Raw genomic sequence first — 15,809 nt, 5'->3', positions numbered from 1 at the left:
CCCGCCCGGCTTTCACCTGTCGGCGGGGGAACCGTTGCGGCCGGGCCCGCTCACAGCCGCGCGGTCCAGCGCACCACGGTCCCCTTCCGGTACGGACCGCTCTCGTGCCAGGCCGCCCCGCCGAGCGCCTCCGCCCGCCGGGTCAGGTTGAGCAGTCCGCTGCGCCGCCCGCCCTGCGGGATGCCGACCCCGTCGTCGGTGACGCTGAGCAGCACGCCGGGCCGTCCGCCCCGGTCCAGCGACTCCGGGTCGCCGCCGACGGGCCGGCCCTCGTCGCCCAGGTGGACGGTGGCGTCGATCTCCACGCCGACCCGGGAGGCCCGGGCGTGCCGGGCCGTGTTGGAGAGCATCTCCCGCAGTGCGGCGAGGAGTTGGCGCCCGGTCTTCTCGCCGACCAGGCTCTCCACCGGCCCGACGAAGCTCACCGAGGGCTTGAAGCCGAGCGCCGCCGCGGCCTGGCTGGCCTCGCGCAGGACGCGGGTGCGCAGGGTGTCGGGGGCGTCGCCGTGGTTGTCGTGCTGGAGGGCGTAGATGGTGGTGCGGACCTCCTGGATGGTGGCGTCCAGCTCGTCCACCGCGTTGCCGATGCCGACCTTCACCTCGGGGACGACGGCCCGGCGGGCCGCGCTCTCCAGCATCATCCCGGTGGCGAACAGCCGTTGGATCACCAGGTCGTGGAGGTCGCGGGCGATCCGGTCGCGGTCCTGGAAGACGGCCAGGCGCTGCTGGTCGCGCTGGCCCTCGGCGAGCCGCAGGGCGAGCGCGGCCTGCGAGGCGAAGGTCTCGGCGAGCTGCTTCTCGGAGTCGGTGAACGGCAGCGCGCCGCGCGGGCGCCAGACGCAGAGCCCGCCGAGCACCCGCCCGCGGGCGACCATCGGCACGGCCATGGACGGGCCGAAGCTGCGGGCGAGCCGCATCACCACGGTGGGGTCGCCGGACATGTCGTCCAGGTAGACGCTTTCCCCCTTCAGCAGCCGGGCGGCGAAGCTGTCCTTGGGCAGCAGCTCGCCGCGGACGAACTCGGCGGCCTCGCCGGAGGCGTGGGCGACCCGCATCTGGCAGTCCCGCTCGCCGACCGGGGCGGTGGGCAGCAGGATCATCCCGAGCGCCGCGTCCGCCAACTCCCGTACCTGCTCGGCCGCGACGGTCAGCGCGCCCTCGGCCTGCTCGGCGGAGAGCAGGGCGGTGGTGACGGCGGCGGCGCCGGCGATCCAGCGTTCACGGCGGCGCCCCTCCTCGTACAGCCGGGAGTTCTCGATGGCGACGCCGGCGGCCGCGGCGAGCGCGTGCACCACCTGCTCGTCCTCGGGTGTGAAGGCGCCGCCGCCCTTCTTCTCGGTGAGGTAGAGGTTGCCGAACACCTCCTCCCGGACCCGGATCGGCACGCCCAGGAAGGTCCTCATCTGCGGGTGGTGCGACGGGAAGCCGGAGGAGCGCGGGTCGGCGCCGAGCTCGGTCAGCCGCAGCGGCTCGGGTCGGTCGATCAGCGCGCCGAGGATGCCGCGGCCGGCGGGCAGTTCGCCGATCTCGGCGGCGGTCACGTCGTCGATGCCGACGTGGATGAAGTCGGCCAGGCCGTCCCCGCCGGGGGCGATCACCCCGAGGGCCGCGTACCGGGCGTCGACGAGCTCGGCGGCGCCGGTGGCGATCCGGTGCAGGGTGGCGTGCAGGTCGAGCCCGGCCCCGATGGAGACCACCGCCTCCAGCAGCCGCTGCATCCGGTCGGTGACCGCGGCGGCGGACTGCAGGCGTTCCGCGACCTCGGTGACCAGGGTGTCCAGTCCGAGCGAGGCGATCTCGGGCACCCGGTGGGGTGTCGGCTCGGGGGCGGCCTCGGGAAGGTCCGGCGTGGAGTCCATGGAGAAAGCCTAGTTTGTACGCTTTTCAGTCGAAGATCGGCGCAGCGCCCACGGGCCCGGCGCTCACGGGCCCGGCGCTCACGAGCCCGGCGCTCACGGGTCCACCGGTCAGGAGCCCGGCGCTCACGCGCCCACCGGTTCCAGCAGGCCGTCCGCCTCCCGCTCCCGCCGCCGCATCGCGTGCAGCCGGCCGTCCGGGTCGGCCGCCAGCTCCGACCAGCGGCCGCGCTCGACGACCCGCCCGCCGTCCAGCACCAGCACCTCGTCCACGGAGCTGTCGTCCAGCCCGGCCAGCCGGTGGGTGATCAGCACGGTGGTGCGGCCCGCGGTGGCGGCCAGCAGGTCGGCGGTGAGCGCGTCGGCGGTGGGCAGGTCGAGGTGCTCGGCGGGCTCGTCCAGGACCAGGACGGGGAAGTCGGCGAGCAGCGCCCGGGCGAGCGCGAGGCGCTGGCGCTGGCCGCCGGAGAGGCGGGCGCCGTGCTCGCCGACCATGGTGTCCAGGCCCTCGGGCAGGGTGTCCGTCCAGTCCAGCAGCCGGGCGGCGGCGAGCGCGGCGCGCAGCTCGTCCTCGTCGGCGTCCGGCCGGGCGAGCCGCAGGTTTTCCCGCAGCGAGCTGTCGAAGACGTGGGCGTCCTGGGCGCAGAGGCCGATCACCCGGCGGACGTCCTCGCCCGCGAGCGCCCGGCTGTCCACAGCCTGTGGACGGCCGGCGGCGAAGGTGACCGTCCCGGCCCCGGGCTCCAGGAAGCGCAGCAGCGCCTGGGCGAGCGTGGTCTTGCCGGAGCCGGACGGGCCCACCACGGCGATCCGGCGGCCGGGCGCGAGGTCGAGGTCGATCCCGGCCAGCGCGTCCGCGCCCTGCCCGGGGTGCCGTACGGTCAGCCCGCGCACCGCGACGGGCAGCGGCCGCTCGGGCAGCTCCGCCGGCTCGGCGGGCTCGGTCACCACGGGCTCGGCGGACAGCACCTCGTCCAGCCGGGCCCGGGCGGCGCGGCCGCGCTGGCGGGCCTGGACGGCGAGCGGCATCCCGGTGACGGCCTCGAAGGCGGCCAGCGGGGTCAGCACCACGACGGCCAGGCAGACCGGCGGGAGCGAGCCGGCCCGCACCCCCTGGATGCCGACGGCCGCCGCGCCCACCACGGTCAGCCCGGTGAGCAGCGCGATCAGCCCGGTGCCGAGCGCGGTGGTGGCGGCCGAGCGGGCGGCGAGCCCGGTCAGCGCCGCGTCGGCGGTGCGCACCGCGGCCAGTCGGCGGGGCAGCGCGCCGGCCACGGTGAGCTCGGCGGTGCCGGTGAGGGCGTCCACCACGGAGGTGGCCAGCCGCCCGCGGGCGGGGGCCTGGCGCCGCTCGGCGCCGGCCGACCAGCGGGCGGCGAGCGCGGGTACCAGCACCCCGGCGAGCAGCAGTCCGAGGCCGAGCACCAGTCCGGCGGAGGGCAGGAAGGCGGCCGTCGCGACCGCCGAGGCCAGCGCGACCACGGCCGCCACGGCGGCGGGCAGCCGCCAGCGCAGGTAGCGGTCCTGGATCGCGTCGACGTCGGCGACCAGCCGGGAGAGCAGGTCGCCGCGCCGGAAGGCGGGCAGTCCGGCCGGGGCGAGTGCGGTCAGCCGGCGGTACACGGCGGCCCGCAGGGTGCCGAGGGTGCGCAGCACGGCGTCGTGGGAGACCAGCCGTTCGGCGTAGCGGAAGACGCTGCGGCCGATGCCGAAGGCCCGTACGGAGGTGACGGCCATCATCAGGTAGAGCACCGGGGGCATCTGGGAGGCCCGGGAGATGAGGTAGCCGGAGGTGGCCATCAGGGCGACGGCGCTGCCGAGGGCGAGCGCGCCGAGCAGCACGGACAGGGCCAGCCGGGGGGCGGCGGGCTCGGCCTCGGGCTCCTCGGGCGCGGCCGGGGCGGGGGTCGGCCTCCCGCTGTGGGCCGGCCGGGTGACGGCTGGGGAGGCCTCGGCGGCGGCGGGCCCGGCCAGGTGGACCCGCTGGTCCGCGACGGCCAGCAGGGCGGGCCGGTGGGCGACCACCAGCACGGTGCGCGCCGGGTCCTCGGCGAGGGCCCGGACGGCGTCCACGACTGCGGCCTCGGAGGCACCGTCCAGGTTGGCGGTGGGTTCGTCCAGCAGCACCAGCGGCCGGTCGTCGGCGAGCAGCACCCGGGCGAGCGCGAGGCGCTGGCGCTGTCCGGCGGAGAGCCCGGCGCCGTCCTCCCCCAGTTCGGCGTCCAGGTCGGTGACGAAGTCGAGCGCGTGGGCGGCCCGCAGCGCGGTCCACAGCTGCTCGTCGGAGGCCTCTGGCCGGTAGAGCCGCAGGTTGTCGGCGACCGTGCCGGCGAACAGGTGCGGGTGCTGGGGCACCCAGGCGATCTGGCGCCGCCAGCTGCCGGGTTCCAGCTCGGCGAGGTCGTGGCCGCTCCCGTCGGCGGCGGTGATCCGGACGCTGCCGGCCCCGGGGGCGGTGAGGCCGAGCAGGACGGCCAGCAGGGTGGACTTGCCGGCCCCGCTGGGGCCGGTGAGGGCGGTGCTGGTGCCCGGGCGCAGGGTCAGCCCGGCGCCGTCCAGTGCGGGCAGGGCGCGCCCGGGGTGCCGTACGGTCAGGCCCTCGACGGTGATCACGGCACCGGTGAGGTCGGGGGCCGGGACGGTTCCGGCGGCGGGCAGCGGGGTCTCCAGCACCCGGAAGATCTCGTCGGCGGCGGTGAGCCCCTCGACGCTGGAGTGGTAGAGCGCGCCGACCTGGCGGATCGGGAAGTAGACCTCGGGGGCGAGGATGAGGATCAGCAGCCCGGTCTCCAGGTCGAGCGAGCCGTCCACCAGCCGGAAGCCGACGGTGACCGCGACCAGCGCGACGGACAGGGTGGAGAGCAGCTCCAGCGCGAAGGAGGAGACGAAGGCGATCCGCAGGGTGCGCAGGGTGGCCCGGCGGTAGTCGGCGGTGATCCGGGCGATGGTGGCGGCCTGGCTGCGGGCCCGGTTGAAGACCTTGAGGGTGGGCAGGCCGGCGACCACGTCGAGGAAGTGGTGGGAGAGCCGGGCCAGGGTGTTCCACTGCCGGTCCATCCGGGACTGGGTGGCCATTCCGATCAGCACCATGAACAGCGGGATCAGCGGCAGTGTCCCGGCGATGACCGCGGCCGAGGTGAGGTCGGCGCCGACGATCCGCAGCAGCACGATCACCGGGACGACCACGGCCAGGGCGAGCTGCGGCAGGTAGCGGGCGAAGTAGTCGTCGAGGGCGTCGATGCCCCGGGTGGCGAGGGTGGTGAGTTCGCCGGTGCGCCGGCCCGCCAGGTAGGACGGGCCGAGCGCGGTGGCGTGGTCGAGCAGCCAGCGGCGCAGGGTGGACTTCACCCGGGCGACGGACCGGTGCGCGGTGAGTTCGGTGAGCCAGCCGACCAGCCCGCGGCCGACGGCGGTGAGCGCCAGCAGCACCAGTGGGGTGGTCAGTTCGCCGAGGCCCGCGCCGCGTTGGAAGGCGCGGACCACGATCTCGGCGATCAGGCTCGCCTGGGCCACGACCAGGGCCGCGCCCGCCCCGCCGAGGAGCACGGATCCGGCGAGGAAGGCCCGGGTGGTGCGCGCGTACCCGAGGAGTCGGGGGTCGACCGGCTTCACGGCGTCAGGCCCGGTCGGCCGGGGCGGCGGGAGCCGTCGGAGCGGCCTGGGCAGCGGCAGCGCCGGGAGCGGCCGGGGCTGCGGCGGGAGCGGCCGGCCGGTGGCCGCCGGGGATGTGCTGCACCCCGATCCGCTTGCGGAACACCCAGTACGTCCAGCCCTGGTAGAGCAGCACCAGCGGGGTGAACACGGCGGCCACCACGGTCATCAGCTTGAGGGTGTACGGCGAGGAGGCCGCGTTCTCGACGGTCAGGCTCCACGCCGGGTCGAGCGTGGACGGCATGACGTTCGGGAACAGCGCCAGGAAGAGCATCCCGACCGCGGCCACGACGGTCGCCCCGGAGAGGACGAACGCCCAGCCCTCACGGCCGAGTTGGTTGGCCGCCAGCGCGCCGGCCAGGGCCGCCACCGCGACCGCCAGGGCGACCAGGCTCCGGCCGTTGCCGCTGTCCGCCTGGGTCCAGAGCAGGAAGGCGAGGGCGAGGACGGCGGCCGCCAGACCGGCCCGGAGGGCGGCCCTGCGGGCCCGCTCGCGGATCTCCCCCACGGTCTTGAGGGCCGCGAACACCGCGCCGTGGAAGGTGAACAGGGTGAGCGTCACCAGTCCGCCGAGCAGCGCGTACGGGTTGAGCAGGTCGGCGAGGCCGCCGACGTAGTTCTTGTGCGCGTCGATGTCCACGCCGCGGACGATGTCGGCGAAGACGACGCCCCACAGGAAGGCCGGGACGAGGGAGGTCCAGAAGATGGCCTCCTCCCAGTTGCGCTGCCAGCGGGCGCCGTCCCGCTTGGCCCGGTACTCGAAGGCCACGCCGCGGACGATCAGGCAGACCAGGATGGCCAGCAGCGGGATGTAGAAGCCGCTGAAGAGGGTCGCGTACCAGTCCGGGAAGGCGGCGAAGGTGGCGCCGCCGGCGGTCAGCAGCCAGACCTCGTTGCCGTCCCAGACCGGGCCGATGGTGTTGATCAGCACCCGGCGCTCGGCGGTGTTCCGGGCGAGCGGCTTGGTGAGGACCCCGATCCCGAAGTCGAAGCCCTCCAGGAAGAAGTAGCCGATCCACAGGACCGCGATCAGCACGAACCAGACGTCGTGGAGTTGCATGACCCTGGGTCTCCTATCTTGGGTCGGTTCCGCGGATCAGTACGCGAAGGCGAGCGGCTTGTCGGCGTCCTCGTCCGTGGACGGGCCACGCAGCGACGGGTCCACGGCCGGGGGCTGTTCGGTCACCACCGGGCCGGCCTTGGCGTACTTGACCAGCAGCCGGACCTCGACGACGGCGAGGATCGCGTACAGCGTGGTGAAGGTGGCCAGGGCGCCGATCTGGGTGCCGACGCCGACGTTGGGGGACACCGCATCGGCGGTGGTCATCAGCCCGAAGACGGCCCAGGGCTGGCGGCCCATCTCGGTGAAGATCCAGCCGAAGCTGTTGGCGATCAGCGGGAAGCCCATGGTCAGGATGCCGATCCGCCAGCTCCACCTGGTGAGCAGCGGGCTCAGCTCCCGCTTCGGGGTGAGCATCAGCCGGGGCACCTCGGTGTCGCCGGTGCGGAACTCGGGGCGCAGCAGGAACCTGCGCCGGGTGGTCCAGAGGCCGATCAGCCCGGCCACGAAGGAGGTCATCCCGAAGCCGATCATGAAGCGGAAGCCCCAGTACGTCACGAAGACGTTCGGGATGTAGTCCTTGGGGTTGCCGCCGTGGGCGGCGGCCTCGGCGGCGGCGGTGTCGTTGATGCCGGGGACGGACGAGCTGAAGTCGCTGTGGGCGAGGAAGGAGAGCACCCCGGGGACCTCCAGCGCGACCGAGTTGTGGCCCTTGCCGACGTCGCCGACCGCGAAGACCGAGAACGGCGCGGGCGCCTGGGTGTCCCACAGCGCTTCGGCGGCGGCCATCTTCATCGGCTGCTGCTCGAACATGACCTTGCCGAGGGTGTCGCCGCTGAGCGCGGTGCCGGCGCCGAAGATCACGGCGAGCACCAGGCCGAGCCGCAGCGAGGTGCGCATCACGGCCGTCTTCTTCGGGTCGGCGCCCTCCGGCCTGCGCTTGGCCTTCCAGAGGTGGAAGGAGGCGATGCCGACCATGAAGGCGGCCCCGGTGAGGAAGGCGGCGGTCAGGGTGTGGAAGACCACGGTGAGCGTGGTGTCCTGGAACAGCACCTTGGTGATGTCGGTGAGCCGCGCCTTGCCGGTGGCCTTGTCGATCGCGTAGCCGGCCGGGTGCTGCATCCAGGAGTTGGCGGCCAGGATGAAGTAGGAGGAGAGCACGGTGCCCAGCGAGACCATCCAGATGCAGGCGCAGTGGATCTTCTTCGGCAGCTTGTCCCAGCCGAAGATCCACAGGCCGATGAAGGTGGACTCGAAGAAGAAGGCGATCAGCGCCTCCATCGCGAGCGGGGCGCCGAAGACGTCACCGACGAAGCGGGAGTAGTCGGACCAGTTCATGCCGAACTGGAACTCCTGGACGATGCCGGTGACGACGCCCATCGCGATGTTGATGAGGAAGAGCTTTCCCCAGAACTTGGTCGCGTGGAAGTACTTCTCCTTGTTCGTACGCACCCACGCGGTCTCCAGCCCGGCCACGATCGCGGCCAAGCTGATGGTGAGCGGTACGAAGAGGAAGTGGTAGACGGTGGTGATCCCGAATTGCCATCGCGCGATCGTCTCGTGAGCGATTGCCAGTTCCACGTCGCCCTCTCTCCGCCGGCCCCGTTCCCAGGGCTGTTTCGGACAAACTCCGTCTCCGGTCGAGCACCGTTGCCGAACCACGCAGGCTTGTCCGCTTGTGAACGTGAACACGTTCACAAGCACAGTATCCACCATCCTTACGGGGGAACCGCAGGTGGGGTGGCATTGACAGCGGGTGGCGGGGCGTGACGGTGCGCACAGTTTGCGGACCGACAGCGGGGCGTGGCAACGAACGACCCAGGCGGACGGGGCCCCGCTCTTGTCCGAACCGGCGCTTGACAGCCGTACGCCCCGCTCGCTTCGGCGAACGGGGCGTGCTAGCGGCTGACCGGGCCGCGGTTACGGACGGCCGAGGAGCTGCGCCCCCGAGGTGGAGTCGGCCCGGGCGGTGAAGAACTCGGTGAAGCCGCGCAGGAACTCCTCCAGGGTGATCCGCCCGTCCCCGTCCGTGTCCAACTGGCGGAAACCGTGCGACAGCTCGACCGGATGGACACGCGGGCCGCCGAACACCGCGCGGTACTCGTCGAACTCCAGGAAGCCGCTGCCGTCGGTGTCGGCCGCGACGAACACCGCCCGCAGCGCGGGCAACAGCCCCTGCTCCAGGTACGCCTCGTCCCGGTCGAGACCCGCCAGGGTCGCCGCCGTGAACTCCTCCCGGCTCACCTTCCCGTCCCCGTCGGCGTCCATCGCCCCGCGCAGCTGCTCCCACCAGCCGTCGAACGCCGCGTACACCCGCGCCTCGGCGGCCTCGTCCAACTCCAGCTGCCAGCACACGTTGTGGGCCATCGCCCGCAGGTCGTGCACGGTGATGGAGCCGTCCCCGGTCTGGTCGAGCACCTCGCGGAAGAACCGGTCCACCCGGGAGCCGCGGGCATCCACGCGCTGCGGGCGCAGCCGGCGCGGCGGCCGCTGCCGCTCCTCCGGGGAGCGGTAGCGCACCCGGTCCGGGAGGAGCGGGACGACGGCTCCGGCACCCCGGTGCAGCACCGCGGACAGCAGCGCGCCACGGCGGGTCCGGACCAGCCCGAGCCGCTCCCGCACGGACGGCGGCAGGTCCGCCACCGTCAGCTCCCGGATCCCCCGGGCCACGGCCTCCCGGACGACCCGCCACCCGGCGTCCCCGAGGAACCAGAGCCGGCGCGGGCGGGGCGCCTCGCGCAGGATGTCGTCGAGCAGATAGCGGGCCGCCTCGGTGAACTCCAGCTTCTCGCGGGTGTACCGGGCGAAGTAGGCCGGCAAGTCGGCGGCAGTCTTGGGGAGTTCATCCTCGGGCAGCTCGAAGGCGGCGACCGCCTCCCTGAACTCCTGGTACGCGTGCTCCAGTTGAGCACCGTCGTACGGATCGCCGCCGAGCCGCCGCATCGCCGTCACGCACTCGAACAGCGTCAGCAGCACCCACGCCCTGGTCGCCGCGTCCCGCGCGTCGTACGGCTTCCCGTCCGGCATCGTCCCGCGGATCCGCTTGTGCGCCCGGTTCAGCCGCGCGACCTCCCGCCGCAGGGTGTCGGCGTCCTGGTAGAACAGCCGCCGGCCGCTCCCCAGGGTGTGCTCGATCCGCCGCCAGGGGTGCGCCCGGTAGGTGGAGTGCTCGTGCATCCCGGCCCCCACCACCGGGTCCGCGGCCTGCAGCACCAGCAGCCGCCAGGCGACCAGGGCGACCCGCCACTCGGACAGGTCCTGCTTGAAGGAGACGGCCCGGTCAGCCACGGAGCTCCCCGGTGATCTCGGGGCCGATCACGAAGCCCTTGGCCGGTCCCTCGGGGATCACGGCCTCCCTGCCGTACGGGATCCGGGTCGAGGAGGCGTAGACCCCGCGCTCGGGGTCAGGGCTGGTGAGGACGGTCACGGTGCCGCCGTCGTCGTAGTCGTCGATGATCACGTACACCGGGACGCCGGCGCGGGCGTACGCCCGGCGCTTGAGAACGTGGTCTCGTTTGCGCGCTTCGGCGCCCGGCGAGACGGTCTCGACCACCATCGGGACACCTGAGGCGAGCACCCCGACGCCCTCGGGGTGCTCGATTTCTTCGACGTCGTCCGGCGCCACGAAGACGTCCGGGAAGAACACCTTGAGGTCGGCGATCACGTTGCCGTCCTGCGCAGGCCCGTAGCCGGAGCCCCTCAGATGGTCGCACAAGGCCCGACCCAGCCGCCTGTTCACGCTGAAATGGCGGGTGCCGCCAGTGGGTGACAACGTGATCGTCCCCTCGATGATCTCCGCCCGGAAGCCCTCGGGTACATCCATGGACTTCCATGCCTGCCATAGTTGCTGGTCCAGGTTCACGACGGTCTCCTCGACAACGAGCGCGCTCACGAGACACCTCTTTCCCGTCCGGTGTGGTCAGCCCGCGCGATCCCGCACAAGCAACGGCAGCACGGTCGCACACGACCGGGGGGCCGAGCGGGTGAACGGGTTCCGGGTCACCCGATCGAGGAGCTTCGGGCGGTATCCGTCAGCGCTGGCGCGGCAGTTCGACCCGGAACGTGGCCCCGGCGCCCGGGGCGGTGTCCAGGCTGAGGGTGCCGCCGTGGGCGCGGGTGAGGGCGGTGGCGATGGCGAGGCCGAGTCCGCCGCCGCCGCCGTTGTCGCGGCTGCGGGAGGCGTCGACGCGGTAGAAGCGGTCGAAGACCCGCTGGGCCTGCTCCTCGGTGAGGCCGGGCCCGGAGTCGGCGACCTCCAGCAGGCAGACGCCGTCGGCCCCGCCGCCGACGCCGATCCGCACCGGGGTGCCGGGCGGAGTGTGCTTGACGGCGTTGCCGACCAGGTTGGTGACGACCTGTCGCAGCCGGGCCTCGTCGCCGAGGACGGGCGCCGCGCCGGGCGCGCCGGTACCCGTGGGGCCGGTGAGCGCGACCGGGCGGCTGGGGTCGAGGGCGGTGAGGTCGTGCAGGGCGTCGGCGGCGAGGGTGCGCAGGTCCATCGGGGCGAGGTCGAGCGGGCGCTCCTCGTCGAGCCGGGCGAGCACCAGCAGGTCCTCGACCAGGGCGCCCATCCGGACCGCCTCGCTCTCGATCCGGCTCATCGTGCGGGTGACGTCCGCCTCGGTGGGCAGCGCGCCCATCCGGTACAGCTCGGCGAAACCGCGGATGCCGGCCAGCGGGGTGCGCAGCTCGTGCGAGGCGTCGGCGACGAAGCGCCGCATCCGGGCCTCGGACTCGGCGCGGGCGGCGAAGGCCGCCTCGATCTGGGTGAGCATGCCGTTGAGCGCGATCGACAGCCGGCCGACCTCGGTGCCCGGGGACAGTTCGGGCATGCGGTGGGACAGTTCGCCGGCGGCGATCCGCTCGGCGCCGGCCTCGATCCGCCGCAGCGGCCGCAGCCCGGCCCGCACGGCGAAGAAGCCGAGCGCCGTGATCAGCACCAGGACGCCGCCGCCGATGGCCAGGAAGGAGGTGCTCAGCCGGCCGGTGGTGGCGTCGACGTCCTCGCGGGAGACGGCGACCATGACGTACGTCGGGGTGCTGGCCGGCGAGACGTACGCGGCGGCCCCGGTGGCCGGGGCGCGCGGGGGCTGGAGCGGCAGCACCAGCACCCGCCAGCTGTGGTGGCCGCGCTGGTCGGGCAGGTCGAAGGGGGTGTCCGGGGCGGTCTGGGTCGGGTCCAGTCCGGCCAGTTGCGGCGCCGGGTCGGTGTCCGAGAGGGGCTGGCGCAGGGAGCCCTGGACCTTGCCGTCCGAGGACAGCCACTGCACCAGGTACTGGCTGGGCAGGCTGATCCGCCGCCCGTTGACGCCCGGCTTCCCGGCACCCGGCGCGGTCACCTGGACCGGGGCCTTGCGGGACAGCGGCTGCCCGTAGCGCTGGAGCTGCTCGTCCAGCTGCTCCACCAGCTGGGCCCGTACGGTGCCCAGCACGAAGGTGTCGCTGACCGCGAGCCCGGTGGTGACCAGCGCGAGGGCGAGGACCAGCAGCCGGGCGCGCAGCGACAGCCGGGAGGTGAAGCGGTTGAACACGAGCGGGTCCGGTCAGCCCTGCGGGGGGCGGCGCAGCGCGTACCCGATGCCGCGCACGGTGTGGATCAGCTTGGGGCCGTGCGCCGGGCCGGAGTCGAGCTTGCGGCGCAGGTAGGAGATGTAGGACTCGACGATGGAGAGGTCGCCGCCGAAGTCGTAGGCCCAGACGTGGTCGAGGATCTGCGCCTTGGACACCACCCGGCCGACGTTGGCCATCAGGTAGTGCAGCAGCTTGAACTCGGTCGGGGAGAGCGCGACGGGGGTGCCGGCCCGGGTGACCTCGTGGGCGACCGGGTCGAGGCTGAGGTCGGCGACGACCAGTCGGCCGTCGTCGGAGGGGCCGCCGGCCCGGCGCAGGATGGCGCGGATCCGGGCGATCAGCTCCTCCAGGCTGAACGGCTTGGTGACGTAGTCGTCCGCGCCCGCGGCCAGGCCCTGGACCTTGTCGCCGACGCCGTCCTTGGCGGTGAGGAACAGCACCGGCAGGTGGTCGCCGGGGTGACCGTGCGCGGGTCCGGCGATCTGGCCCCGGCTGGTGCGCTCGCGCAGCTTCTCGACGACGGTGAAGCCGTCGAGGTCGGGCAGCATCACGTCGAGGACCACGAGGTCCGGCCGCTCGGCGGCGATCAGTTCCAGGGCCTCGGTCCCGCTCGCGGCGGAGGCCACCCGGAACCCGGAGAACCGCAGCGAGGCGGCGAGCAGTTCGCGGATGTTCGGCTCGTCGTCCACGACGAGGAGGAAGGCCTCGCCCTGGCCCCCGGCCACGGTGGAGCCGCCCGGTGTGGTGACAGTGCCTTGCACGGCGGTTTCGCCTCCCGGTCGGACGATGACGTTCAGCATGAGGCTAGCCCCCGGAGGCTATGCGGCATGGATGAATGTTGGATTAACACCTTATCGGTCGGTTTTTGGGCGACAAGCCCCCCGGGGTGCGGCTCGGTGGTGTGCGCACGGGTGCGCGGGAACGCCGAACGGCCGGGGAGCACGCTCCCCGGCCGCACCGCGTCACACCGTTCCGACGGTCAGTGCTGGGCAAACCGGCCCGGCCGGTAGTCGCCGGCGGGCTGACGGATCATGACATTGCCGCGGTTGAAGGCGTTGATCAGCGCGATGACGCAGACCAGTGCCGCGAGCTGCTCCTCGTCGTAGTACTTCGCCGCGTTCTCCCAGGCCTCGTCCGTCACCCCGCCGCCGTCGGCCAGCCGACTGCCCTGCTCGGCCAGCTCCAGGGCGGCCCGCTCGGCCTCGGTGAAGACGGTGGCCTCGCGCCAGGCCGCGACCAGGTTCAGCCGGGTCGCCTCCTCGCCCGCGTGCACGGCGTCCTTGAAGTGCATGTCGACGCAGTAGCCGCAGCCGTTGATCTGGCTGGCCCGCAGCCGCACCAGCTCCTGGGTCGCGTACGGGAGGGTCGAGTCCGCGATCGGCTGGTTCGCGGCGATGAGGTGCTTGAAGACCTTGCCCATCACGGGGCTGGTGAAGGCGTTCAGACGAGCTTCCATGGTGTGCTCCCTCGGGGTCGGTGTTGCGTTGCCGTCCTCTGTGACAGGACAGCCGGGCCGTCCGTGACAGACCGGGACGTGGCCTGCCTCACACCTGCCAGGCGCGGAGCTTCTCCGGGTTGCGCACGGCCCAGATGTGGGTGATCCGGCCCTCGGCGATCCGGAACGCCATCACGGTGTCCGTGACGCCGTCCTGCCGCGCGACCAGGCCGGGCAGGCCGTTGACGGTGCTCTCCAGCAGCGTCAGCCCGGCGGTGACCCGGTCACCGTGGACACCGGTGCGGTCGATCCACTCGCTGCCCGTGAGCGGTTCCAGCAGGGCGGCGACCAGGCCTCCGCCGTCGGCGATCACGGTGGCGTCGGGGTCGAGGAGGTCCATGAGCGACTTGACGTCCTTGGCCTCCCAGGCCCGCTTGAACTCCCGGACGATGCCGGCCTGCACGCCCGTCGGTGTCGCGGGGGCCCGCGCCGCACGGATCCGGCGCCGGGCGGAGGAGGCCAGCTGGCGACAGGCCGCCGCCGAGCGTCCGACGATCGCGGCCACCTCGCCGAAGGGGTACTGGAAGACGTCGTGGAGGACGAACGCCACGCGCTCGGCCGGGGTCATCGTCTCCAGGACGACGAGGAAGGCCATGTTGACCGACTCGTCGAGGGTGATCCGGTCCGCCGGGTCCGCCGCCGCGCCGTCGGGCCCCTCCCGGCGCTCGGGCAGCGGCTCGGGGAGCCACTCGCCCACGTAGCGCTCCCGCCGGGCCCGGGCGGAGCCGAGCTGGTTGAGGCAGATCCGGCTGGCGACCGTGGTCAGCCAGCCGCCGGGCGAGACCACGGCGTCCCGCTGGTGCGGGGGCATGGCGTACCAGCGGGCGTAGGTCTCCTGCACGACGTCCTCGGCGTCGGCGAGTGAGCCGAGGAGCCGGTACGCCACGTTGGTCAGCCGGCGCCGCTCACCCATGATCACGCTCAGGTCCTGGTCCATGCTCCGCCTCCGGTTCGTCTCCTGCCCTCATGACAGGACAGCGGGCCGGAATGTGACGTCGGCCCCCGTCCGCCCCCGCCTCACATTCCGGCGCGCTGCCGTGTCGTACCCGGCAGACGGAAACCGAACGGTAGGGAGGAACCACCGTGAACGACTTCCAGGCCATCGCCGACCTCGTCGGGATCCAGGCCCTGCAGGCCGAGTTCACCGACGCGGTGATGATGCGCGACGGCGAGCGGCTCGCCGGCCTGTTCACGCCGGACGGCGCGCTGCGGATGCCCCATGTCCCGGTCGAGCTGGTAGGCAGGGAGCAGATCGACGCCGGGCGCAGGAAGCTCCAGGCCCAGTGGGACTTCTTCGTGCAGAACACCCACCCCGGCGCGATCCGGGTCGACGGCGACACCGCGACCGGCCGCGCCCTGCTGCACGAGGTCGTCCGCCTCAAGGACGGCCAGGAAGGCCTCAACTACGCCGTCTACCACGACCGTTACCAGCGGACCGCGGACGGCTGGCGGTTCGCCGAGCGGGTCTACGAGGTCCGGTACGTCGACACCAGCCCGCTGGGCGGCTCGGCCCCGCGTGATGCGCGGGACGCCGTCGCCGAGGCCGCCGACCGCGGTGCCTCCACCGCGTTCACCGCCCCGGCGGACGGGGAGCGGCTGGAGCGGGCCGCGGCCGCGCTGGCGGCCGCCGGCTTCACCGTCGAGATCCTCGACGACGCGGCCGCCGCCCGTGCCCGCCTCAGGGAGCTGGTCCCGGCGGACGCCACCGTGTTCACCGCCGCCAGCGAGACGCTCCGGCTGTCCGGCATCGACGAGGACCTCAACTCCGGCGGCCGCTACCGGTCCGTCAGGTCCCGGGCGCTGAACATGGACCGGGAGGCCGAGGCCGACGATCTCCGGCGCCTGCTGGCCGGCCCCGACGTCGCGGTCGGCAGCGTCGTCGCCGCCACCGAGACCGGTTCCCTGGTGATCGCCTCGGGCTCCGGCAGCCAGCTGCCCGCCAACGCCGGCGGCGCCGGTCATGCGGTCTGGATCGTCGGCGCCCAGAAGGTCGTCCCCGACCTGCCCACCGCCATGCGCCGCCTGGAGGAGCACGCCCTCCCCCTGGAAGACGCCCGCGCCCGGGCCACCTACGGCCAGGCCAGCGCCGTCAACCAGCTCCTGGTGCTCAACGCGCCGACGCGCTTCGCGCGGGGCACCGTGCTGCTGCTGCGCGAGGCCATCGGCTACTGAGACG

11 protein-coding genes are annotated in these 15,809 nt (G+C 73.4%); 1 reads left to right on the top strand and 10 read right to left on the bottom strand.

Translation table 11 applies throughout. From position 1 onward, the window contains the following. Nucleotides 1-50: 50 nt before the first annotated feature. The 10 genes from ACZ6Z8_RS19920 to sigJ form a co-directional block, all read right to left on the bottom strand. Nucleotides 51-1,859 carry a sensor histidine kinase gene (locus ACZ6Z8_RS19920; protein ID WP_465611355.1) on the bottom strand — a complete coding sequence of 603 codons (1,809 nt, stop codon included), beginning with the start codon at nucleotides 1,857-1,859 and terminating at the stop codon, nucleotides 51-53. A gap of 123 nt (nucleotides 1,860-1,982) precedes the next feature. Then, entirely contained in the window at nucleotides 1,983-5,468 is a 3,486-nt protein-coding gene (gene cydD, locus ACZ6Z8_RS19915; RefSeq protein ID WP_465611354.1) for a thiol reductant ABC exporter subunit CydD, read from the bottom strand. A gap of 4 nt (nucleotides 5,469-5,472) precedes the next feature. Next, nucleotides 5,473-6,567 carry a cytochrome d ubiquinol oxidase subunit II gene (cydB, locus tag ACZ6Z8_RS19910; protein ID WP_465611353.1) on the bottom strand — a complete coding sequence of 365 codons (1,095 nt, stop codon included), beginning with the start codon at nucleotides 6,565-6,567 and terminating at the stop codon, nucleotides 5,473-5,475. Nucleotides 6,568-6,603: 36 nt separating this feature from the next. Continuing rightward, the gene (locus ACZ6Z8_RS19905; RefSeq protein WP_465611352.1) at nucleotides 6,604-8,148 is read right to left on the bottom strand and encodes a cytochrome ubiquinol oxidase subunit I; all 1,545 of its coding nucleotides are present in this window, start codon (nucleotides 8,146-8,148) and stop codon (nucleotides 6,604-6,606) included. A 339-nt stretch (nucleotides 8,149-8,487) separates the two neighbouring features. Then, the gene (locus ACZ6Z8_RS19900) at nucleotides 8,488-9,855 is read right to left on the bottom strand and encodes an oxygenase MpaB family protein (RefSeq protein WP_465611351.1); all 1,368 of its coding nucleotides are present in this window, start codon (nucleotides 9,853-9,855) and stop codon (nucleotides 8,488-8,490) included. After that, complete coding sequence (locus ACZ6Z8_RS19895; protein WP_465611350.1) at nucleotides 9,848-10,459, bottom strand: Uma2 family endonuclease; 612 nt, start codon at nucleotides 10,457-10,459, stop codon at nucleotides 9,848-9,850. The genes ACZ6Z8_RS19900 and ACZ6Z8_RS19895 overlap by 8 nt, the downstream gene beginning before the upstream one ends. Before the next feature lie 139 nt (nucleotides 10,460-10,598). Then, entirely contained in the window at nucleotides 10,599-12,098 is a 1,500-nt protein-coding gene (locus ACZ6Z8_RS19890) for a sensor histidine kinase (RefSeq protein ID WP_465611349.1), read from the bottom strand. A 12-nt stretch (nucleotides 12,099-12,110) separates the two neighbouring features. Beyond that, entirely contained in the window at nucleotides 12,111-12,899 is a 789-nt protein-coding gene (locus ACZ6Z8_RS19885) for a response regulator transcription factor (protein WP_465611348.1), read from the bottom strand. 218 nt (nucleotides 12,900-13,117) lie between these two features. Beyond that, a complete protein-coding gene (locus ACZ6Z8_RS19880) occupies nucleotides 13,118-13,594 on the bottom strand; it encodes a carboxymuconolactone decarboxylase family protein (protein ID WP_465611347.1) in 477 nt (158 codons plus the stop codon). An 88-nt stretch (nucleotides 13,595-13,682) separates the two neighbouring features. Continuing rightward, on the bottom strand, nucleotides 13,683-14,570 hold the full coding sequence (gene sigJ / locus ACZ6Z8_RS19875; RefSeq protein WP_465611346.1) for an RNA polymerase sigma factor SigJ: 888 nt from the start codon (nucleotides 14,568-14,570) through the stop codon (nucleotides 13,683-13,685). A 146-nt stretch (nucleotides 14,571-14,716) separates the two neighbouring features. Here sigJ and ACZ6Z8_RS19870 point away from each other — a divergent pair, with 146 nt between their 5' ends. Beyond that, on the top strand, nucleotides 14,717-15,805 hold the full coding sequence (locus ACZ6Z8_RS19870) for a nuclear transport factor 2 family protein (RefSeq protein ID WP_465611345.1): 1,089 nt from the start codon (nucleotides 14,717-14,719) through the stop codon (nucleotides 15,803-15,805). The last annotated feature ends 4 nt before the right edge of the window (nucleotides 15,806-15,809 follow it).

This window comes from Kitasatospora sp. NPDC101108 (assembly GCF_055584725.1).
This window is presented reverse-complemented; position numbering and strand designations above follow the sequence as displayed.

Bases quoted from the DNA above. Each gene is read 5' to 3' on its own strand.
- sigJ (WP_465611346.1), bottom strand. From the start codon at position 14,570: ATGGACCAGGACCTGAGCGTGATCATGGGTGAGCGGCGCCGGCTGACC.
- ACZ6Z8_RS19880 (WP_465611347.1), bottom strand. From the start codon at position 13,594: ATGGAAGCTCGTCTGAACGCCTTCACCAGCCCCGTGATGGGCAAGGTC.
- cydB (WP_465611353.1), bottom strand. From the start codon at position 6,567: ATGCAACTCCACGACGTCTGGTTCGTGCTGATCGCGGTCCTGTGGATC.
- ACZ6Z8_RS19920 (WP_465611355.1), bottom strand. From the start codon at position 1,859: ATGGACTCCACGCCGGACCTTCCCGAGGCCGCCCCCGAGCCGACACCC.